The sequence below is a fragment of the Porphyrobacter sp. CACIAM 03H1 genome, assembly GCF_002215495.1.
GTDB lineage: Bacteria > Pseudomonadota > Alphaproteobacteria > Sphingomonadales > Sphingomonadaceae > Erythrobacter.
In genome coordinates, this window is sequence record NZ_CP021378.1 from 1566243 (window position 1) to 1585666 (window position 19424).

The window sequence follows — 19424 nt, forward strand, 5'->3', positions numbered from 1 at the left end:
GCGCATGACGGGCAAGGCGCGGCGGGCTTACCCCTTGACCCTCTTCCGCATCATCCCCTCCTGCGCCACGCTCGCGACCAGTTCGCCGGCAAGGTTGAAGATCCGCCCGCGGTTGAACCCGCGCCCGCCGCCCGACCACGGCGCGTCGGTGGCGTAGAGCAGCCATTCGTCCGCCCGCGCGTCACGGTGGAACCAGATCGCGTGGTCGAGGCTGGCGCCGACCAACTCGTTGCGCATCCAGCTCAGGCCATGCGGCAGGGCGCTGGTGCCGAGCAGGGTGTAGTCGCTGGCATAGGTGATGATCGCGCGGTGGAGTTCGGGGGTGTCGGCCTCGCCCGTGATCGGGGCGCAGACCCGGAACCAGGTGTGGGCGCGCGGCTCCCTCGGTTCGCGGCTCATCCAGTGCAGACGGTCGATCGTCCGCATCTCGATCGGACGCGGGCGCAGCATCATCCGGCGCTGGGTCTCGGAGAGCCTGTCGGCCCACTGTTCGGCGATCTCGCGGCGCAGCTCCATGTCGGGGCGCAGATCATCCGGACGCGCGACATCGGGCATGGGCGAATCGATGTGTTCGAGGCCGTCTTCCGGCAGCTGGAAGCTGGCGGTGAGATTGAGGATCGGCACCGGCGTGCCGTCCTCGCCTTCCTGCGAGGCGACCACCCTCCGGTTGGCGAAGCTGCGCCCGTCGAAGTCGCGTTCGATGCGGTATTCGATACCCGCCCCCTCGCGCCCGCCGCGCAGGAAATAGGCGTGGAGCGAATGGGCGCACTTGCCGTCCGTGACGCTCGCCTGCGCGGCCTGGAGCGCCTGCGCGAGCACCTGCCCGCCGAACACCCGCCCGATCCCGTCGGCCTGCGGGGGCCCGGCATAGACATCGGCGGCGCGCTTCTCGACCGTCAGCAGGCGGACGAGGCCGGCGACCAGTTCTTCGTTCGTGGGCGTGTCAGTCATGGCGCGAGGCCATGCTTGCGGCTTACGAACCCGTCAAGCCAAGCTTGCGCAGAGCGCGGAAGGCATAGGCCTTGGCATAGTTCTGCTGCGGCCAGCGCCCCGGCGCGCTGGGGCGGAAGCCGCGCTCGCGCAGGATCGCGTTGAAGATGCGCGCATCGCTTTCGCGGTAGCTCCATTCCGAGCGCCAGGTGATCGACAGCGACACCGAGGGGGCGGGGCCGTTCCGCACGAAATGCGGCGCCATCACCGGCACGAACAGCGCCTCTCCCGGCGCAAGCGCGAATTCGGTGCCGTGGGGGAGCATCGCATCGTCCCACATCAATTCGCGCGGGCCGCCCGAATGGTAGGTCTCGTGGGCCTCGTCCGGCACGAAGCGGGTGTCGCCCGCAGGAAACTGGGTCATCACCTTGCTGCCCCTGATCTGGAGCAGGATGTTGTGCTCGGGATCGAAGTGGTAGGGCGTGACCGAGTTCGGCGAGGAGACGAAGATGAAGCCCTGCGGGGTCAGCATCGCGCCGGTCGCCGCCTCGATCTCCGGGCGGATCTCCTCGAGCAGGCTCATCAGCAGCGCCTCATAGGCGGGCACCTGCTCGATGTTCTTGAGCACCGCCCAGCTTTCCGCCTCGGCGACGCGGCGGATGGTCTCGGCGATGGTCATGCCGTTCGATCCCGGCTTGCCGTCGACCCCGATCGGCAGGTCGCCGCGGTTGTATTCGACCGAGGCGAGCGGCAGCCTCTCGGCGAGGGCGGCCAGGGCCTCGATCTCGAGCAGCGGGTGGCTGGTGAGGCTGTGCGTCAGGATGTGCGGCGTCTCGGGGTAATGGGCGGCGAAGCGGGTGCGGGCGGGGCCGTCGAAGACGGTCGCGGGCAGGGCATCGGTGAAACGGGCAGGGGCGTTCATGGAATCCTCCTCGGTCGGGTTTCCCACGCCATCAGCAGGCGGAAGCAGGCGCGGCGCAGCGGCCCGCCGATGGCGATGTTGCGGCTGATCATGCGGCGCCTGTCCCGCCACAGGCGTTCGATCATCGGGTGGCCCTCGACCGCGCAGCTGTCGGCCCACGCCACGTCCGGGCGTTCGATAAGGGCGAGGTTTTCCAGCTGCAGCAGCATCCCCGGAGAGAAGCGGGCATAGGCCTCGTCGAAGGCGGTCTTGAAGCTGTAGGCGCCCGGCGGGGTGATGAAATTGGCGAGCATCGCGATGGCGCGCCCGTCGAGCCTGAGCGCGAGCCGTTCGAGCCGCCCTGCCGCCGCAGCGCCGGCCAGCGCCTGTTCGAACAGGGCGCGGGTGTCGGGCGCGCTGGCGAGGGCGGAGCCGGCCTCGCCCTTCCACCCGGCCGCCTCAAGCGCGAGGAACTCCGCCGTCCATTCGGCGAGGCCCGCATCGTCCTCGCACCGCTCGAAGACGAGCGCGCCCTCCTCGGCGAGGCGGTTGTGCTGGCGGCGCAGTTCCTTGCGCTTCTTGGCGCTCATCGCCGCCTCGAGATAGGCGGCGGCGCCCGCATCCCCGGCCAGCAGCGCGCGGTTCTCCTCGGCGACCATGTATTGCGCGCGCGGGTGGCGGGCGAGCACCCTTTCGAGCGCGGCATTGGCAGGGCCGTCGGCGGGCATCATCGGCAGGTGCAGGAACAGCGCCCGGCGCGCACGGCGGTCGAAATGGGCCAGGATGTCGCGCCAGAAGGCGTCCTCGTGTCCGGCCGCGATCAGCGGCGCGCCGCAGAAGGAATTGGGGTGGGACCAGCCGGTAGCGTGGGTGACGATGTGGCCGTAATAGGCCGCGCTGCGCACCACCGGCAGCAGCCCGGCGAGCCTGCCTTCGTGATACCAGGCCTTGGTTACGACCCGGTCCCTCTCGCCCCATTGCGCCAGCGAAGGCAGCAGGAACCACGGTTCGTAGAAGGGGTTGGGCTCCGCCGCGGCGAGCACCAGCCGTTCCCAGGCGGCGAGGAAGGCGGGCCGGGCAAGCTCGGCCGCGGTCAGCAGGTGCAGCTCGCCATGCGGCAGGGCGCCGGGCGGATAGCCGCGCGGCGCGCCGGTGCGAAAACTGTCCGCACGTGCCATGTCCATCTGCGGTTAACCCCGTTCGGGCGCAGCCCTCCGCGCCTTCGGCAGCTGCAATGTCACATAGATTTTAAGAAAGCTTGTGCCCTGTCGGGACCTGTCCGGTTGGGGGACAGGGGAAAAGGCAAAGATAAACCCCGCCGGGATTGCTCCCGGCGGGGTGAGGATTTTCAGGCAGGCCTGATGGGTTCAGGCCACCCCGTGCGCCAGCGCCGCGAGCAGCAGCAGGGCGACGATGTTGGTGATCTTGATCATCGGGTTCACGGCCGGGCCGGCAGTGTCCTTGTAGGGATCGCCGACCGTGTCGCCGGTCACCGCGGCCTTGTGGGCTTCCGAGCCCTTGCCGCCGTGGTTGCCGTCCTCGATGTACTTCTTGGCGTTGTCCCACGCCCCGCCACCGGCGGTCATGGAAAGGGCCACGAACAGCCCGCCCACGATCACGCCGAGCAGCAGCGCGCCCAGCGCCGCGAAGCCGTTGTCCTGACCCGCGATCGCGGTGATCACGAAGTACACCACCACCGGCGCCAGCACCGGCAGCAGCGAGGGGATGATCATCTCCTTGATCGCCGCCTTGGTGACGAGGTCGACGGTGCGGGCATAGTCGGGCTTGGAGGTGCCCGCCATGATCCCCGGGTTGGTGCGGAACTGCTCGCGCACGTCCACCACCACGTCGCCCGCCGCACGGCCCACCGCGGTCATGCCCATCGCCCCGAAGAGGTAGGGCAGCAGGGCGCCGAGCAGCAGCCCGACGATCACGAAGGGGTTCTCGAGGCTGAAGTCCACGTTCGCATCGGGGAAGAAGGTCCGAAGGTCGGTGGTGTAGGCCGCGAACAGCACCAGCGCGCCGAGGCCCGCCGAACCGATGGCATAGCCCTTGGTGACGGCCTTGGTGGTGTTGCCGACAGCGTCGAGAAGGTCGGTCTTCTCGCGCACGCTATCGTCCAGACCCGACATCTCGGCGATCCCGCCGGCGTTGTCGGTGACAGGGCCGTAGGCGTCGAGCGCCACGACCATGCCGGCGAGCGCCAGCATCGCGGTCGCCGCATAGGCGATCCCCATGAGGCCGGCGAGGCCATAGGCGATGATGATCCCTGCGACGATCACCAGCGTCGGCAGCGCGGTCGCCTCGAGGCTGATCGCGAGGCCCTGGATCACGTTGGTGCCGTGGCCGGTTTCCGAGGCCTTGGCGATCGAGCGCACCGGGCGGTACTTGGTGCCGGTGTAGTACTCGGTGATCCAGATGATCAGCCCGGTGATGGCGAGGCCGAGCAGCGCGCAGTAGAACAGCTCGCGGCCGTTGAACTCGGTCATCTCCTGGCCCGGGTTGATCACCGTGTTCATGTCCATGCCGACCGAGCCGAGCGCATATTGCGTGACGAACCAGATCAGCGGGATCGACGTGACGGCGGTGACGATGAAGCCCTTGTACATGGCCCCCATCACGTTGGTCCCGCCGCCGAGGCGCACGAAGTAGGTGCCGAGGATCGAGGTGACGATGCACGCGCCCCCGATCAGCAGCGGCAGCGCCATCATCGGCAGCAGCAGGTCGCCCAGCTGGGTGAGCAGCAGCGCGGTCAGCACCATGGTGGCGCCGACGGTGACGACGTAGGTCTCGAAGAGGTCCGCGGCCATGCCTGCGCAGTCGCCCACGTTGTCGCCCACGTTGTCGGCGATCACGGCGGGGTTGCGCGGGTCATCCTCGGGGATGCCCGCCTCGACCTTGCCGACGAGGTCCGCGCCGACGTCGGCTGCCTTGGTGAAGATCCCGCCGCCCAGACGCGCGAAGATCGAGATCAGCGAGGCGCCGAAAGCGAGGCCCACAAGGCCGTCGATCACGGTGCGGCTCGCCGGGGTGAGGCCCATCGGCCCGACCATGACGTAGAAGAACACCGCAATCGCCAGCAGCGCGAGGCCCGCCACCAGCATGCCGGTGATCGCACCCGCGCGGAAGGCGAGGGTGAGGCCGGCCTGAAGGCCCGTGCTGGCCGCCTCGGCCGTGCGCACGTTGGCGCGCACCGAGATGTTCATGCCGATATAGCCGGCGACGCCCGAAAGCACCGCGCCGGTGACGAAGCCGATCGCGGCGGTGGTCCCGAGCGCGAAGGCGACGATCGCGGCGACGACGACGCCGACGATCGCGATGGTGGTGTATTGACGGTTCAGGTAGGCCTGCGCGCCTTCTTGGATGGCGGCTGCGATTTCCTGCATCCGCGCGTTCCCGGCGCTGGCGCCGAGCACCTGCGAGCTGGTGATGATGCCATAGACGATGGCAAGCACCCCCAGCCCAATCGAAATGAGCAATAGATTCACGAGCAATCCCCTCTCGTTATGTCCTGTCCCCGATGATGGAGACGCGCGCCTCTTGTTGATCCCTCGGGCGCGAGGCGCACAGTCATAGGCACAAAGGGAAGGCTGGCAAGCCTCACCGAGAGTGCCAATCCCGGTTTTGCGACGGTTTCAGCAGTTTTGGGAGGGATCGCCGTGGCGATAGCCGAGGCTGGCAGGGTCGCCGAAGGTCTCCGTCCCGAGCGTCAGGGGTGCGTCGGCGCGGTCGGTGACGGTGCCGATCCGGTGCGCGGGGATGGGCAGCCTTGCGGACGGAGGCGCCGTGAACAGCAGCTCGTAATCGTCGCCCCAGCGGATGCATTGGTCGGCCCGCGCGGCATCGGCGACAGGAATGGCGGCAGGATCGAGCGCGAGGGTCACGCCGCTCGCCTCGGCGAGGCGGAAGGCATCGAGCAGGAGCCCGTCGGACACATCCATCATCGCCGTGACATGGGGCGCGAGCGCCTGCCCCTCGGCGAGGCGCGGGACAGGGCGGTCGAAGGCGGCGCGGTGCTCCTCGGCCCCCTCGAAGCCGAGCATCGCGCGGCCCACCTGCCCGGTCAGCCAGACCGCGTCGCCCGCCTGCGCGCCGCTGCGCGAGGGGACCGGGGTGTGGCTCGCCCGCCCGATGGCCGTCAGGCCGAGGGAGCGCGGGCCTGCCGCGGCGATCGTGTCCCCGCCTAGCAGGGGGGTGCCAAAGGCCTCGAGGGCTTCGCGCAACCCCGCGATGAAGCGCGCATCGTCCCGCCCCAGCGTGTGCCCGAGCAGGACGCCGAGGGGCACCGCGCCCTTGGCCGCGAGATCCGAAAGATTGGTTGTCACCAGCTTCCACGCCACGTCGGCCATGTCGGCATCGGGGCGGAAGTGCACGCCCTCCGCCATCATGTCGTGGGTGATGACGAGGGTTTCGGTGCCGACCTCGATCACCGCGCAATCGTCCGACAGCCCGCGCGCGCCGGGATGGAGCGGAAGGGCGCGCAGGGCGGCGATGAAGTCGGGTTCGTTCATCGCCCTCACCAATATCCGTTCGCCCTGAGCTTGTCGAAGGGCTGCACTTCTCTTCGGAGAAAGGACAGGGCTTCGACAAGCTCAGCCCGAACGGTTCTGGTTTCTAGCCCCGCGCCTCTTTCGCCACCGCATCGAGGATGCCGTTGACGAACTTCGCCTGCCCGTCGTCGAAGAAGGCCTTGGCGACCTCGACATATTCGTTGATCGCGACTGGCGCCGGCACGTCGGCGCGGGCGATGAGCTCGTAGGTGCCGGCGCGCAGCACCTGGAGCATCGCCCGATCGAGCCGTGCGAGGCTCCAGCCGCTTGCGAGCTTGCTCGCCACCAGCGCGTCGATCTCGTCGCGGCGGGCATCCACCCCGCGCACCACGTCGTCGAAGAAGGGCACCTCGGCCTCGGCATATTCGGCCTGGTCGAAGGCATCCTCGTCGATGGTCCGACCCAGCCGATGCTGGTGGAACTCGTCGAGCAGTCGGGCGAGCGGGGTGCCCTCCATGTGCTGCTGGTAGAGCGCCTGCACGGCGGCAAGACGCGCGGCCGAGCGGGCCTGGGAACGGGCGGGGCTGTTCATCGGATTCTCAATTCCACGGATTTGGCGTGCGCCGGTAGCCCTTCGGCATGGGCGAGGGTGGCGGCGGCGGGGCCGATCGCCTTGAAGGAGGCCGCATCGAGCCCGAGGAAGCTGGTGCGCTTCATGAAGTCGAGCACCGAAAGCCCGCTCGAAAAGCGCGCGCGGCGTCCGGTCGGCAGCACGTGGTTCGGTCCGGCGACGTAATCGCCGACTGCCTCGGGCGTCATGCGGCCGAGGAAGATGCTCCCGGCATGGCGGATCGCCTTCAGGTAGGGCTCGGGGTCGTCGACCGCGATCTCGACATGCTCTGCGGCGAGGCGGTTGGCGAGGGCGGGAGCCTCGGCGAGGAGGTCGTTGACCACGATCATCACCCCGTGCGCGTCCCACGAGGCGCGGGCGGTCTTGGCGGTCGCCAACTGGGTGATCTGGAGGTCGATGCAGTCCTCCACCTGCCGCGCGAAGCCGGCATCGTCGGTGATGAGGATCGACTGCGAGGTCGGGTCATGCTCGGCCTGCGAAAGCAGATCGGCGGCGATCCAGTCGGGATCGTTCTTGCCGTCCGCGATCACGAGGATTTCCGAGGGCCCGGCCACCATGTCGATGCCGACGACGCCGTAAAGCTGCCGCTTGGCCTCGGCGACCCAGGCATTGCCCGGGCCGGTAATGACATCCACGGCACGGATGCGCTGCGTGCCGTAGGCGAGCGCGCCCACCGCCTGCGCCCCGCCGACGCGCCAGATCTCGTCGATCCCGGCAATATGGGCGGCGGCGAGCACCAGCGGGTTGGTCTGGCCCTTGGGCGTGGGGGTCACCACCACCAGCCGCTCGACCCCCGCGACGCGCGCCGGAATGGCGTTCATCAGCAACGAGGAGGGATAGGCCGCGCGGCCGCCCGGCACATAGAGCCCCGCCGCATCGACCGGCCGCCAGATCGCGCCCAGGCGCACGCCCGCCGCGTCCACATAGTCGCGGTCCTGCGGCAGCTGCGCCTCGTGATAGGCGCGGATCCGGGCGGCGGCGAGTTCGAGCGCGTCGCGCAGGTCGGGCGCGAGATCGTCGTAGGCCGCCTCGCAGGCCTCGCGCGGGATCACCCAGTCGCTCTCGGCGATCAGCGCGTGGCCATCGAACCGCTGGGTGTATTCCACCAGCGCCGCATCGCCGCGACCCTTCACCGCCTGGAGAATGGCCGAGACCTGCCCCGCGACATCGGTGTCGGATTCACGCCGCGCCTCGACGATGCGGGTGAAGCGCGTCTCGAAATCGGGCTGGAGCGTGGAGAGGAGCGACACGGTCATGCGGCGGCGGGAGCCTTCTGTGCGCGCGCCTCGGCCTCGCGGCGGAAGGCATCGACCAGTGCGGGCACGCGCGGGTCGGTCTTGAGGGCGGTGCGGTTGACGATCAGGCGGGCGGAGATCTCGAGGATGGTGGCGGTCTCGACGAGGCCGTTCTCGCGCAGGGTGGTGCCGGTCGAGACGAGGTCGACGATCTGGCGCGCAAGGCCCAATGAGGGAGCAAGCTCCATCGCGCCGTTCAATTTGACGCATTCGGCCTGCACGCCCGCGGCCTCGAAGTGGCGGCGGGTGAGGTTGGGATACTTGGTCGCGACCCGCAGGTGGCTGGCGCTGCCCGCCTCGTCCGTGTCCGTGGCGAGGCGCGCGACCGAGAGGCGGCAGATGCCGATGCCGAGGTCCACGGGGGCGTAGAGATCGGCGTAGTCGAACTCCTCGATCACGTCGGAGCCGACGATCCCGACCTGCGCCGCGCCGTGGGCGACGAAGGTCGCGACATCGAAGGCCCGTACGCGGATCATCCGCATGTCGTCGCGGGTGCATGCAAAGGCCAGGGCGCGGCTTTTCGGGTCGTGGAAGTCGGCGGCAGGCTCCACCCCGGCGCGCGCCATGACGGGGAGCGCCTCGTCGAGGATGCGACCCTTGGGGACAGCGAAAGTGAGCTGTCCGGGCCGGAAGAAGCTGTTGTCGGGAAGGCCGATGCTGGTCATGATCGGTCGCGCACTTAGGGCTGGGAGGCGTAAAGGGCAATGGTGATGCAGGGATCCGGGGCGCGGCCGGCCTATGAATTCGTCGACATGAACACGGCAGGTCCGGGGGCGGTGGCGACGGCCTTCGCCAACCAGGTTGCCTATTGCGAGGCGGCGGGCGCGCATGTCACCGCGCGGGTGGTCGGCGGCATCGCCGCGGTGCTGGCCTCGGAAGCGCAGGGTGCCTTGCTCGGCAGGGTGCGCGGCTGGCAGGGCGCGCCGCTCGCCGATGCGCTACCCTTGCGGGTGGCGGGAGGGCTGCACGCGCTCCACCTGTCGGGCGCGGCGCCGCAGCTTGGGCCCATATACCGCGGGGAGGCGGCACAGGATGCGGCGGTGATCGCGCAGGTCATCGCCGCGCAAGAGGCGGCGCTGCTGCCCTGGCTGGACGGTCCGCCGCAGACGAACGAGGCGGGGCGTTCGGCCAACTTCATCGCCGCGACGCTGTGGCTGGCCGAGCGGGGCCTACCGCCGCGGTTCGAATGCCTCGAGATCGGCTCCAGCGCCGGCATAAACCTGATGCTGGGGCGCTATGCCTATGACCTCGGTGGGGTGAAGGTGGGGCCGGAGGATCCGGTGATGACCTTCGCGCCTGCATGGAACGGGGCGCCGCCGCCCGCGCACCGGATCGAGATCGCCAAGGCCAGGGGTTGCGATGTCGCTCCGGTCGATCTGACCGATCCCGCGCAGGCGCTCAGGCTCAAGGCCTATATCTGGCCCGAGCACGCGGTGCGCTTCGAGCGGATGGACGCCGCGATCCGCGCAGCCTCGCAGAGCAAGCCCGACATCGTGGCGATGAACGCCGCCGATTTCGTCGAGGCTGAGCTTGCAAGGCCGCAGGAACAGGGCACCACGCGGATGCTGATGCACTCGATCGTCTGGCAATATGTGCCTGCCGACCAGCAGGCGCGGGTGACGGCGGCGATGGAAGCGGCGGGCGCGAAGGCCACGCCCGAGCGCCCGCTCGCATGGGTGCAGGTCGAGGCCGACCGCACCGTCCACCGTCACAAGCTGACCGTGCGCCACTGGCCCGGCAGGAGCGAGGAGGTGCAGCTAGCCTGGTCCCACCCGCACGGGGCGGATGTGGAGTGGCTGGCGGGTTAGCCCGCGAGAAATTCCTCCATCGCCGCGTTCACAGCCCCGGGCGCTTCCCACGGCACGAAATGCCCGCAATCGGGCACGCGCACGATGGTGAGCGGGTCGATGATGTCCTCCAGCCCTTCGAGGTTTTCCGGCGGCAGGGCGAGATCGTCGAGCGCCCAGATTACGAGGGTCGGGATGGTCAGCTTGGGCAGGGCAGGGGGCGTCCAGCCCTCGGGGACCTCGAAGGGCGCGTCCATCGTCGGCACGTCGATCGGGCTTGCGCGGTAGTAGTTGAGCATCCCGAAGGCCGCGTCGCGGTTCTGCCAGTCGCGCAGCAGCTGGTCGCGCTCCTCGGGCTCCATCGCGGTGGGGCGGTCCCATTTCACTTCCTTGAGCAGCAGGCCGGTGAGGCCGTGCTCCTTGACCAGCGCGTCGTTGGCGGGGTCGCGGAAGCCGCGGATGTACTGGCTCGCCTCGCGCTGCACCCGATTGGTGTAGAGCAGCCGCTGGAACACCACCGGATGCGGCGCATTGGCGATCACGGCGCGGGTCACGCGGGCGTGCTGCCCGGCGAGCGCCACGCCCCAGGCAATGGCGCCGCCCCAGTCGTGGCCGACGATGGTGAAGCTGCCGATCCCCAGCGCGTCGGCCAGCAGGAAGATGTCGCCGATCAGCTTGTCGGGGGTATAGGCCGCGACCTCCTGCGGCTTGGAGGACCCGCGATGGCCGCGCTGGTCGGGGGCGATGCAGCGGTAGCGATCCGAGAAATGCCGGATCTGGTGCCGCCAGGTGCGGTGGCTTTCGGGAAAGCCGTGCAGGAAGATCAGCACCGGCGCATCGGTCGGGCCCTCGTCGACGATGTCGAGGTGGATGCCGTTCGGCAGCGCCACGCGCTTGAGGTCAAAGCTCATCACTGTTGCTCCAGCTTGTCCATGTAGCCCTTGGCGACCATCCCCGCGACCTGATCGAACAGCGCATCGGGCGTGCGGCGCGCCTCGCCCATCGCCAGTTCCATGCCCTCGGCGACGATGATCTCGCGTGTCCCGGCGGCGATCCCGTCGAGCATCGCGCGGGCGGCGACGTCGGCGGGGATGCCCTCGTCGATCGCCTTGTCCGACCGGCCCCGCGCGGTGCCCTCGGCGGTGAGCGCATTGCGCGAGACGTTGGTGGCGACCGAGCCGGGGTAGATGGTGTGCACCGACACGCCGTTGATCGAGAGTTCCGCCCGCAGCGCATCGGCATAGCCTGCAAGGCCGAACTTGGCGGCCGAGTAGGCGGTGCGCATCGGCACCCCGACCTTGCCCGCGACCGAGGAGATGAAGGCGAGCCCGCCCGATCCCCGCTCCGCCATATGGCCGATCAGCCCCTGCGAGAAGGCGATCTGGGCGGTGAGATCGATGTCGATGATGTCGCGATAGACCTGCATCGACGTCTTGAGCGCGCGGCTTCGTTGCGAGATGCCGGCATTGGCGATGGCAAGATCGACGCCGCCCTTCCAGGCCATCGCCTTGGCGGTCGCGTCGGCCAGCGCCGCCTCGTCGCGCACATCGAAGGCGAGGATCAGCGTCTCGCCGCAATCCGCCGCCACTTCCTCCAGCCGCGCCGCGTCACGGCCGGACAGCACCACATGCGCGCCGCGCGCGGCCAGTTCGCGCGCCAGCGCCGCGCCGATGCCCGAGGATGCGCCGGTGATCCACGCCACCTTGCCTGCATAGTCCATGTCTCTCTCCCTTTGAGGGGAGGAGTAGCGGGCGCTCCGGCGCGGTGCAATCAGGTTGCGATATGGGACCGGATCATGTCGGCAAGGTTCACCGGAAACACCGCCTCGTGCCAGCTTTCCAGCTCGTCGAGCGTGAACCAGCGGTGCTGCGTCATCAGCTTCCGTTCGAGCTCGGTGTGGCCCGCCGTATCCACGCGCGCATTGTCGACGCGCACGAGGAAGAACCGTTCGTCCGCCTGCACCGGCTCGCCCTCGACCGTTATGAATTCGGGCGTCATCCGCGCGATCTGGGGGCCGGGATCGGCGGTGATGCCGGTTTCCTCGAAGAGTTCGCGCCGCGCCGCATCCTCGAAGCTTTCGCCCGGATCGCATTCGCCCCCGGCCGTGACCCAGAAGGGATCGCGACCCGGCACGTCGTAGCGGAACATCAGTGCGCGCATTTCCGGATCGACCACGATCAGCCGCGCCGCGCGGCGCAGGCGCAGGGCGGGGTTCAGCGTCATTCGGCCGGCACGCTCGCCTTGATCGCCACGGCATGGACGCGCTGCCCGACGATATCGCCCAGTGCCGCGATCACCGCGCGCTGGCGGGCGAGGCGGTTCATGCTCGCAAAGGCCGCCGCCTCGATCTCGACGGTGAAGTGCGATTCGCCCGAACCGTCGTCGCCCATATGGCCCGAATGCTTCGCGGAATCGTTGATGATCGCGAGGCGGGCGGGGGCGAAGGCTTCGGTCAGCAGGGCGTGCATTTCCTCGGCGACACTCATCACGGCTTTCCTTTTTCGCAAGCAGGCAGGGGCGGATCGGACTTGGAACTTGGGCGCCCAATCGCCATTCAACGCGCTTATGCCTTCACCACGATTCCACGGCCGCGTCGAGAGCCCCGGACGCCAATGCGAAGCCCCCGGCTGCCGCGAGGCGGGCGAATTCCGCGCCCCCGGGCGCCGTCCGCACGGCTTTGACGGCCCGGGCGAGTGGCGCTGGTTCTGCTTGCCTCATGTTCGCGAATTCAACGCGGGCTACGACTGGTTCGAGGGCATGAGCGCCGAGGAGATCCTGCGCGCCCAGTCCCCTATCGCCGGCTGGCAGACCGAAAGCCGCGTGTTCCGGCCCACGGCGGGCATCGGCGATACTCCGCGCTGGGCCGACTATGCCGATCCGCTCGATGCCATCTCCGCCCGCGCCCGAGGCATCAGGTCGCGTGCCGAGCGCGAGGCCAAGGCGGCGATGTCCGGGCGCTTCAGCCGCGAGGAGGCGGCGGCGCTCGAGGTCATGGGGCTCGGCTCGGACACCGACCGCACGCGGCTCAGGCGCCGCTATTCCGAACTCGTCCGCCGCTATCATCCCGACCGCAACGGCGGCGACCGCCGTCACGAGGCGCAGCTGACCGCGGTGGTCGACGCCTACCAGCTGCTGCGCAGGAGCGCGGCGCTGGCCTGAGGCCTCACAGCATCCGGCGGAAGAACACCACCCGCTCGGTCTCCTCGAAGCCCACCGCTTCGTGAAAGGCGTGGCTGGCGGTGTTGTCTAGCAAGGCGTTGGAGGCGAGTTCGGTGCAGCCGTTGGTGCGGGCCCAATCGGCCACCGCCTCCACCAGCGCCCGGCCCACGCCGGTACCGCGAGCGCCCGGCACGATGAACGCGCCTTCGCCGAAAGCCACGGGCGAGGTGTCGCAGCCGTCGACATAGTCGTGCCGGATGCTCGCTTCGACAAAGCCGAGCAGGGCGCCGTCATGGCCCTCGGCAACGAAGGCGACCTGGTCGGGGTCGCCGGAGAGGAACGTCCCTGCGATATCCTCGGCATGGGCCGGGGGCGGATTGTCCGGCCAGAGCTGCGCGCGCATCGCGGCCCACTGCGGCACATCCGCAAGGGTGGCGGGGCGCACCCTCACCCGCTGGCCTGCGCCGCGGCGATGATCTTCGCGTCGATGGCATTCGCCTCGGCATAGGCCGGACGCTGGGTGATGCGCTCGACATAGGCCCTGAAGGAGGGCCGCTCGGGGATCGAGCCGAAGCGCAGGCCCCAGACGAACTGGCTTCCGACATAGGTATCGGCCATGGTGAAGCGGCCTCCGGCGATGAAATCGTTCGCCGACAGCCAGCTGTCGAGCGCATCCAGCGTCAGTTCGAGGCTGCCGAAGCCCGCCATGCCGGTCTTGCCCTCGGGCACCTGCCAGCCCATCGCCTGCGCCACCACCGCCTGTTCGAGCGGCCCTGCAGCGAAGAACAGCCAGCGGAAATAGCCGGCCTTCTCGTGCGCGTCGGGCAGCAGGCCTTTCTCGGGGTGGGTCTCGGCGAGGTAGTGGTTGATCGCCGCGCATTCGGTGACGACGTGATCGTGGCCGCCATGGTGGTGCACCAGCGCGGGCACCTTGTTCATCGGGTTGATGGTCTTGAAGCTCTCGGGCCGCGTCGCCCAGTCGAACACCACGTGCTCGTAATCCGCGCCCGCCTCGTGCAGCGCCCAGCGCGAGATCTGCCCGCGGCTCATGGCCACGGTGTAGAAAGTGAATTCGGCCATTGTCCTCTCCCTCGTATCCTCAGTTCTGCCGGAAGGCCCATCGGAGCGTCCGCCCCATGCCCCATGTCGCCGCACGCGCGGGGAGGGCGGTGAGGACGGGCCGCTGGAGCCCGAGCATGTGCCGCGCCCAGTCGGGCAGCATCGACACCGCATCGGCAGTGATCATTGTCTGGACGCTGCGCGGCGCGCCGGGAGGGCGCTGCGAGAGCACCAGCTGGGCCACCTCCCGCGCCTCGGGCGAGGTGGCAAGATCATGGCGCAACTCGCGGAAAATCCGCTCCGCCTCGCCGCGCGTCTCGGGAACGGGATCGGCGCCCAGGGCGCGGGCGATGACGGCGAACTGGCGGTAATATTCGTCCTGCTCGGCGACCGGCATCGCCGGCCTTACGTGGCGGACATAGCCGGCAAGGAAGCTCTGCGCCTCGGTCACGTGCACCCAGGCGAGCGTGCGCGGATTGGTCGCCTCGTAGCGCGAGCCGTCGGGCAACGTGCCGCCGACCTTGGCATGGATGCGGTTGACGCGGTCGATCGCCTTCATCGCCTCGTCGCGATGGCCGAAGGTCGTCACCGCGATGAACCGCGCGGTGCGACGCAGGCGTCCGTGCATGTCCTCGCGGAAATTCGAATGGTCGAGCACCCCTTGCAGCGCATGGGGATGGAGCATCTGCAGCAGCAGCGCGCGCACCCCGCCGGTCATCATGCCCACCAGATCGGCATGGACCAGCCGGATCGGCGTGTCGCGCTGGAACAGGGCCTCGTCCGAGGGCGGGGTGGGGGTCTGGCCGTTCGCCGTGTCGTGGAACACGCCGCGCACCTGGCTGACCAGCTTGAGGCGCAGGGATTCGACGGGATCGGCCATGGGCAGGGATATAGGGACAACTCTGCCGCCCTGCTATCGGGACTCGCCAAAATGCCAGCACCGCCTGTCAAACCACCGCTTGCAGCCCGGCCCCATGCGTTCTAACCGGACGCGGCAATGACTTCACCGATCCCCTCCGGCGCCAGCGCCATGCCCACCCAGCCCGACACCACCATCGATGTCCGCGAGACCTTCGGCATCGATGTCGACTGGCAGGTTCCCGCCTTCTCAACGCGTGACGAGCACGTGCCCGAGATCGACGGCGCCTATGTGTTCGATCCGGACACCACTCTGGCGATCCTCGCGGGCTTCGCGCACAACCGCCGGGTGATGGTGCAGGGCTATCACGGCACCGGCAAGTCGACCCACATCGAACAGGTCGCGGCCCGCCTCAACTGGCCCTCGATCCGCGTGAACCTCGACGCGCATATCAGCCGCATCGACCTCGTCGGGCGCGATGCGATCGTGCTGAAGGACGGTCTTCAGGTGACCGAGTTCAAGGAAGGCATCCTGCCGTGGGCGCTCCAGCACCCGGTGGCGCTGACCTTCGACGAATATGACGCAGGTCGCCCCGACGTGATGTTCGTGATCCAGCGCGTGCTCGAGTTCGACGGCCGCCTGACCCTGCTCGACCAGAACCGCGTCATCACGCCCAACCCGTTCTTCCGCCTTTTCGCCACCACCAACACCGTGGGCCTCGGCGACACCAGCGGGCTCTATCACGGCACGCAGGCGATCAATCAGGCGCAGATGGACCGCTGGAACATCGTCGTCGCATTGAACTACCTCAAGCCCGAGGTGGAGCAGCAGATCGTCAAGTCGAAGACCCCGCAGGCCGACGACAAGCTGATCGCCGACATGGTCAAGGTCGCCGAGCTGACCCGGCAGGGCTTCATGAACGGCGACATCTCGACCGTGATGAGCCCGCGCACCGTGATCACCTGGGCGCAGAACGCCGCGATCTTCGGCTCGGTGGGCTTCGCCTTCCGCCTCAGCTTCCTCAACAAGTGCGACGAGGCGGAGCGCACGCTGGTGGCCGAATACTACCAGCGCGTCTTCGGCGAGGACCTGCCGGAGGGCGCGGCGAAGAAGCGGTAACCATCCGCTTGCTACCAAGTGTCCTAGGCTGGTAACACAGCCGTCACCATGGCGTTCTTCGACCGATTCTGGAAAGGCTCGCGTGCCGGTGCTCCGGACGGGACGGGCACGCCTGCGGGGTTCTACCCGCTCTACGAATCGCAGCGGCCCCTTGATGACGACGAGGACGACCTGCCGCGCCCGCGCGTCTCGGCGACACCCGATTTCGACGCCTGGGACGCCAAGCTCGGCCTCGTCGACGAGGCGCTGGCGGTCGAGGAGAAGCGGCGCCTGCGCTGGTGGCAGCGCGACTACTGGCGCGCACGGTCGAAGCTGTGGTGGACAGGGCGGGGGCTGCTCGCCGCCTTCGCCGTCTTCGCCCTGCTGATCGGCTGGCTTGCCGTCACCGCCCCGCTCTCCAAGAGCCTCGAACCCATCGCCCCGCCACAGGTCACGCTGCTCGCCAGCGACGGCACGCCGATCGCGCGGCAGGGGGCGATCGTCGAGGCGCCGGTCAAGGTCGCCGACCTGCCGCCCCACGTGGTGCAGGCCTTCATAGCGATCGAGGACCGGCGGTTCTATTCGCACTGGGGCATCGATCCGCGCGGCATCGCCCGGGCGGCATGGACGGGATACGGCGGCGGCTCGACGATCACCCAGCAACTCGCCAAGTTCACCTTCCTCACCCCCGAACAGAGCCTCAGCCGCAAGGCGCGCGAGGCGCTGATCGCGCTGTGGCTGGAAAGCTGGCTTACCAAGGACGAGATCCTCGAACGCTACCTGTCCAACGCCTATTTCGGCGACAACCAGTACGGCCTGCGCGCCGCCTCGCTCCATTACTTCTACCGCCAGCCCGAAAAGCTGCGGCCCGAACAGGCGGCGATGCTGGCGGGGCTGCTCCAGGCGCCTTCGCGCTATGCGCCGACCAAGCACTACGACAAGGCCAAGAAGCGCATGGAGCTGGTGATCGGCTCGATGGTCGACGAGGGATATCTCACCGCCGCCGAGGCGAAGGCGCTGCCCGACCCGCGCATCGACGTGCGCACGCGCGACGACAACCTGCCGACCGGCACCTATTTCGCCGACTGGGCCCTGCCGCTGGCGCGCGAGGGGATGGAGGCGAGCTATTCCAAGCAGACCCTCACCACGACGCTCGATTCCCGCCTCCAGGCGCTGGCGAACCGCATCGTCGCGCGCGCCCCGCTGGGCGGCGCGCAGGTCGCGCTGGTGGCGATGCGCCGCAACGGCGAGGTCGTGGCGATGGTCGGCGGACGCGACTATCGCAAGAGCCCCTTCAACCGCGCCACGCAGGCGCGCCGCCAGCCGGGATCGACCTTCAAGACCTTCGTCTATCTGACCGCGCTGGAAGAGGGCTGGGAGCCCGACGACACCATCCCCAACACCCCGATCACCCAAGGCAGCTACCGCCCCAAGAACGCGCGCGAGCAATATTCCGACCAGATCACGCTGGAGGACGCCTTCGCCTCCTCCAGCAATGTCGCCGCCGTGCGGCTGTTCCAGGCGGTGGGCAGCGACAAGGTGATCCGCACCGCCCGCCGTCTCGGCATCACCGCGCCCATGACCGAGGGCGACCCGAGCCTTGCGCTCGGCACTTTCTCGATGACCCTGATGGAGCTGACCGCCGCCTATGCGGGGATCGCGGCCAACGAATACCCGGTCGAACCCCACGCCTTCGCTCGCGGGGAGCGCAGCTGGTGGGACTGGCTGACGACGCGGCGGGATTCGATGTCCTCGGGCGATCACGAGGATCTCGAAGGGATGCTGCGCGCCGCGATCAATCGCGGGACGGGGCGCAACGCCTCCCTTCCGATCGCCAATTACGGCAAGACAGGCACGACCCAGGATTACCGCGATGCGCTGTTCGTGGGCTATGCGGGGGACCTCGTGGTGGGAGTGTGGGTCGGCAACGACGACAACACGCCCCTGAACGGCGTCACCGGCGGCAGCACCCCGGCGCGCATCTGGCGCGATTTCCTGCGCGGCGCGCTCAAGATCGAGGCCGCGCCGGAGCCGAAGGCGGAGGACACGCCCGATCCCGAAGGCCCGGTCCAGCCGCTCGACGTGCTCGACGGCGAGGAAATCCCGGTCGGGCAGGACGGCACTACCCTCAGGATCGAACAGGGCGGCGTGACCCTCAGCCAACCCGGCGTGCCGGTGGAGGTGCGCGTGGATGGCGGCGGGGTGGTGGTCCAGCCCTCGGCCTCGCCGAGCCCGGCGCCCCCGCCCTAGACCATCAGGATATTCATCACGGCCGTCGCGATCGGCCGCGCGCGGTCGGATTGCCATGCCTCCACGGTCACGTTGGCATTGCGCCGGCCGAGCCGCGTGATCCGTCCCACCGCGAAACTCGCCTGTGACTTGCCCGCGGCGAGATATTGCACCGTGATGTTGATCGGCTTGAGCAGCGGATCGCGCCCCGCCGCCAGCAGTGCGGTGCGAAGGGCCGCATAGCCCGCGTTCTCGAGCAGACCCGCGGTCGCACCACCGTGGAAATGTTGCGGCCGGCCCTCGACGTTTCCGCCGAAATCGACCGTCAGCACCGGCATCCCGCCCTCGGTCTCGCCGGTGAGCGTAACTCCGAGCGAACGGGCGTAGGCGGGAAGCTCCAGCCCCTCAGGCATCCTCGCCTCCTCGCAGGGCCGGATTGCTCTCGCGCGGATCGGCGCCGATGGTCATGAAGCAGCCCGCGACGTGAGCGACCGGATCGGCCGGATCGTCGTCATAGGCGATCCCGCGCACGAAGGCGGCGGAGCGGGTGATGCGGTAGCATTCGACCCGGCCCTTCACGCTCGCCCGCTCGCGCGCCGGGCGCTGGTAATCGACGCGCAGGTCGAGCGTCGCCACCGGCTGGAAACTGCCGCGCGTCTGCCAGATCGCCATGCCGCTCGCCATGTCCATCAGGCTGATGATCGGGCCGGATGCGAGCACCGGCCGGCTGGCGTCCCCCAGCAGATCCTCGCGCCAAGGGAGTTCGAGCTCGACCCAGTTCTCGCCCTGATCGGTGAACCTCAGGCCGAGCCAGCCGGTGTGGCCGTGGCGGAAGAACCACTTGGACGCCTCGCGCGCGTCGAACCGGGGGGTGGGGGTGTTCATGGGCGCGGGCATAGGGGCGTGGACGCCGGGGTGGCAACGCCCTTTTTTTGCGAGCGCAAGCCTTGTTCCGTTCGTGTCGGGCGTAGTCGAGACACCAGCGC

At 69.0% G+C, this 19424-nt stretch carries 21 protein-coding genes; 4 read left to right on the plus strand and 17 right to left on the minus strand.

Going from position 1 to position 19424, the window contains the following annotated elements:
• Window positions 1-27: 27 nt before the first annotated feature.
• From CBR61_RS07380 to hisG, 8 genes are all read right to left on the minus strand, one after another.
• Window positions 28-951: an acyl-CoA thioesterase gene (locus CBR61_RS07380; RefSeq protein ID WP_088913779.1), complete on the minus strand. Its 924-nt coding sequence runs from the start codon at window positions 949-951 to the stop codon at window positions 28-30.
• 22 nt (window positions 952-973) lie between these two features.
• Window positions 974-1852 (minus strand): cupin-like domain-containing protein, encoded by an 879-nt coding sequence (locus tag CBR61_RS07385; protein ID WP_088913780.1) that lies wholly within the window; start codon window positions 1850-1852, stop codon window positions 974-976.
• The gene (locus tag CBR61_RS07390) at window positions 1849-3009 is read right to left on the minus strand and encodes a GNAT family N-acetyltransferase (RefSeq protein ID WP_233996904.1); all 1161 of its coding nucleotides are present in this window, start codon (window positions 3007-3009) and stop codon (window positions 1849-1851) included. The genes CBR61_RS07385 and CBR61_RS07390 overlap by 4 nt, the downstream gene beginning before the upstream one ends.
• 189 nt (window positions 3010-3198) lie before the next feature.
• Entirely contained in the window at window positions 3199-5319 is a 2121-nt protein-coding gene (locus CBR61_RS07395) for a sodium-translocating pyrophosphatase (protein ID WP_088913781.1), read from the minus strand.
• A 147-nt stretch (window positions 5320-5466) separates the two neighbouring features.
• Window positions 5467-6342 (minus strand): thiamine-phosphate kinase, encoded by an 876-nt coding sequence (gene thiL, locus CBR61_RS07400; RefSeq protein WP_088913782.1) that lies wholly within the window; start codon window positions 6340-6342, stop codon window positions 5467-5469.
• Window positions 6343-6445: 103 nt separating this feature from the next.
• The gene (gene nusB, locus CBR61_RS07405; protein WP_088913783.1) at window positions 6446-6913 is read right to left on the minus strand and encodes a transcription antitermination factor NusB; all 468 of its coding nucleotides are present in this window, start codon (window positions 6911-6913) and stop codon (window positions 6446-6448) included.
• Window positions 6910-8202, minus strand: coding sequence for a histidinol dehydrogenase (gene hisD / locus CBR61_RS07410; protein ID WP_420705702.1), 1293 nt, complete (start codon window positions 8200-8202; stop codon window positions 6910-6912). Before hisD ends, nusB begins: the two co-directional genes overlap by 4 nt.
• Before the next feature lie 2 nt (window positions 8203-8204).
• Window positions 8205-8912, minus strand: a complete 708-nt coding sequence (gene hisG / locus CBR61_RS07415; protein WP_088913785.1) for an ATP phosphoribosyltransferase — start codon at window positions 8910-8912, stop codon at window positions 8205-8207.
• 45 nt (window positions 8913-8957) lie between these two features.
• On the opposite strand from hisG, the gene CBR61_RS07420 reads away from it, so the two are divergent.
• A complete protein-coding gene (locus CBR61_RS07420) occupies window positions 8958-10055 on the plus strand; it encodes a DUF2332 domain-containing protein (RefSeq protein ID WP_088915516.1) in 1098 nt (365 codons plus the stop codon).
• On the opposite strand, the gene CBR61_RS07425 is transcribed toward CBR61_RS07420, so the two are convergent.
• Genes CBR61_RS07425 through CBR61_RS07440 form a run of 4 tightly spaced genes read right to left on the minus strand, consistent with a single transcriptional unit; the run spans window position 10052 to window position 12520 of the window.
• Entirely contained in the window at window positions 10052-10945 is an 894-nt protein-coding gene (locus tag CBR61_RS07425) for an alpha/beta fold hydrolase (protein WP_088913786.1), read from the minus strand. The genes CBR61_RS07420 and CBR61_RS07425 overlap by 4 nt on opposite strands.
• Entirely contained in the window at window positions 10945-11754 is an 810-nt protein-coding gene (locus CBR61_RS07430) for an SDR family NAD(P)-dependent oxidoreductase (protein ID WP_088913787.1), read from the minus strand. Before CBR61_RS07430 ends, CBR61_RS07425 begins: the two co-directional genes overlap by 1 nt.
• A gap of 50 nt (window positions 11755-11804) precedes the next feature.
• Window positions 11805-12257, minus strand: coding sequence for an NUDIX hydrolase (locus CBR61_RS07435; protein ID WP_088913788.1), 453 nt, complete (start codon window positions 12255-12257; stop codon window positions 11805-11807).
• Window positions 12254-12520 (minus strand): BolA family protein, encoded by a 267-nt coding sequence (locus tag CBR61_RS07440; protein ID WP_088913789.1) that lies wholly within the window; start codon window positions 12518-12520, stop codon window positions 12254-12256. Before CBR61_RS07440 ends, CBR61_RS07435 begins: the two co-directional genes overlap by 4 nt.
• A gap of 79 nt (window positions 12521-12599) precedes the next feature.
• Here CBR61_RS07440 and CBR61_RS07445 point away from each other — a divergent pair, with 79 nt between their 5' ends.
• Complete coding sequence (locus CBR61_RS07445) at window positions 12600-13193, plus strand: DnaJ domain-containing protein (RefSeq protein ID WP_088913790.1); 594 nt, start codon at window positions 12600-12602, stop codon at window positions 13191-13193.
• A gap of 4 nt (window positions 13194-13197) precedes the next feature.
• On the opposite strand, the gene aac(6') is transcribed toward CBR61_RS07445, so the two are convergent.
• Genes aac(6') through CBR61_RS07460 form a run of 3 tightly spaced genes read right to left on the minus strand, consistent with a single transcriptional unit; the run spans window position 13198 to window position 15132 of the window.
• Window positions 13198-13644, minus strand: coding sequence for an aminoglycoside 6'-N-acetyltransferase (gene aac(6') / locus CBR61_RS07450; RefSeq protein ID WP_088913791.1), 447 nt, complete (start codon window positions 13642-13644; stop codon window positions 13198-13200).
• On the minus strand, window positions 13641-14273 hold the full coding sequence (locus CBR61_RS07455) for a glutathione S-transferase family protein (RefSeq protein WP_088913792.1): 633 nt from the start codon (window positions 14271-14273) through the stop codon (window positions 13641-13643). The genes aac(6') and CBR61_RS07455 overlap by 4 nt, the downstream gene beginning before the upstream one ends.
• 19 nt (window positions 14274-14292) lie before the next feature.
• Complete coding sequence (locus CBR61_RS07460; protein WP_088913793.1) at window positions 14293-15132, minus strand: oxygenase MpaB family protein; 840 nt, start codon at window positions 15130-15132, stop codon at window positions 14293-14295.
• A gap of 117 nt (window positions 15133-15249) precedes the next feature.
• On the opposite strand from CBR61_RS07460, the gene cobS reads away from it, so the two are divergent.
• Together cobS and CBR61_RS07470 are read left to right on the plus strand one after the other, a co-directional pair.
• The gene (gene cobS, locus CBR61_RS07465) at window positions 15250-16230 is read left to right on the plus strand and encodes a cobaltochelatase subunit CobS (protein WP_088913794.1); all 981 of its coding nucleotides are present in this window, start codon (window positions 15250-15252) and stop codon (window positions 16228-16230) included.
• Between the two features lie 48 nt (window positions 16231-16278).
• A complete protein-coding gene (locus CBR61_RS07470) occupies window positions 16279-18459 on the plus strand; it encodes a transglycosylase domain-containing protein (protein WP_088913795.1) in 2181 nt (726 codons plus the stop codon).
• Here CBR61_RS07470 and CBR61_RS07475 read toward each other — a convergent pair.
• Entirely contained in the window at window positions 18456-18851 is a 396-nt protein-coding gene (locus tag CBR61_RS07475) for a PaaI family thioesterase (protein ID WP_088913796.1), read from the minus strand. The two genes, CBR61_RS07470 and CBR61_RS07475, sit on opposite strands and share 4 nt — an antisense overlap.
• Window positions 18844-19323 carry a PaaI family thioesterase gene (locus CBR61_RS07480; RefSeq protein WP_088913797.1) on the minus strand — a complete coding sequence of 160 codons (480 nt, stop codon included), beginning with the start codon at window positions 19321-19323 and terminating at the stop codon, window positions 18844-18846. The genes CBR61_RS07475 and CBR61_RS07480 overlap by 8 nt, the downstream gene beginning before the upstream one ends.
• Window positions 19324-19424 lie beyond the last annotated feature (101 nt).

Coding starts and splice junctions, on each gene's coding strand:
- CBR61_RS07380 (WP_088913779.1), bottom strand. CDS start 951: ATGACTGACACGCCCACGAACGAAGAACTGGTCGCCGGCCTCGTCCGC.
- CBR61_RS07385 (WP_088913780.1), bottom strand. CDS start 1,852: ATGAACGCCCCTGCCCGTTTCACCGATGCCCTGCCCGCGACCGTCTTC.
- CBR61_RS07390 (WP_233996904.1), bottom strand. CDS start 3,009: ATGGCACGTGCGGACAGTTTTCGCACCGGCGCGCCGCGCGGCTATCCG.
- thiL (WP_088913782.1), bottom strand. CDS start 6,342: ATGAACGAACCCGACTTCATCGCCGCCCTGCGCGCCCTTCCGCTCCAT.
- nusB (WP_088913783.1), bottom strand. CDS start 6,913: ATGAACAGCCCCGCCCGTTCCCAGGCCCGCTCGGCCGCGCGTCTTGCC.
- hisG (WP_088913785.1), bottom strand. CDS start 8,912: ATGACCAGCATCGGCCTTCCCGACAACAGCTTCTTCCGGCCCGGACAG.
- CBR61_RS07420 (WP_088915516.1), top strand. CDS start 8,958: ATGCAGGGATCCGGGGCGCGGCCGGCCTATGAATTCGTCGACATGAAC.
- CBR61_RS07425 (WP_088913786.1), bottom strand. CDS start 10,945: ATGAGCTTTGACCTCAAGCGCGTGGCGCTGCCGAACGGCATCCACCTC.
- CBR61_RS07430 (WP_088913787.1), bottom strand. CDS start 11,754: ATGGACTATGCAGGCAAGGTGGCGTGGATCACCGGCGCATCCTCGGGC.
- CBR61_RS07435 (WP_088913788.1), bottom strand. CDS start 12,257: ATGACGCTGAACCCCGCCCTGCGCCTGCGCCGCGCGGCGCGGCTGATC.
- CBR61_RS07440 (WP_088913789.1), bottom strand. CDS start 12,520: ATGAGTGTCGCCGAGGAAATGCACGCCCTGCTGACCGAAGCCTTCGCC.
- CBR61_RS07445 (WP_088913790.1), top strand. CDS start 12,600: ATGCCTTCACCACGATTCCACGGCCGCGTCGAGAGCCCCGGACGCCAA.
- CBR61_RS07455 (WP_088913792.1), bottom strand. CDS start 14,273: ATGGCCGAATTCACTTTCTACACCGTGGCCATGAGCCGCGGGCAGATC.
- CBR61_RS07460 (WP_088913793.1), bottom strand. CDS start 15,132: ATGGCCGATCCCGTCGAATCCCTGCGCCTCAAGCTGGTCAGCCAGGTG.
- cobS (WP_088913794.1), top strand. CDS start 15,250: ATGACTTCACCGATCCCCTCCGGCGCCAGCGCCATGCCCACCCAGCCC.
- CBR61_RS07470 (WP_088913795.1), top strand. CDS start 16,279: ATGGCGTTCTTCGACCGATTCTGGAAAGGCTCGCGTGCCGGTGCTCCG.
- CBR61_RS07475 (WP_088913796.1), bottom strand. CDS start 18,851: ATGCCTGAGGGGCTGGAGCTTCCCGCCTACGCCCGTTCGCTCGGAGTT.
- CBR61_RS07480 (WP_088913797.1), bottom strand. CDS start 19,323: ATGAACACCCCCACCCCCCGGTTCGACGCGCGCGAGGCGTCCAAGTGG.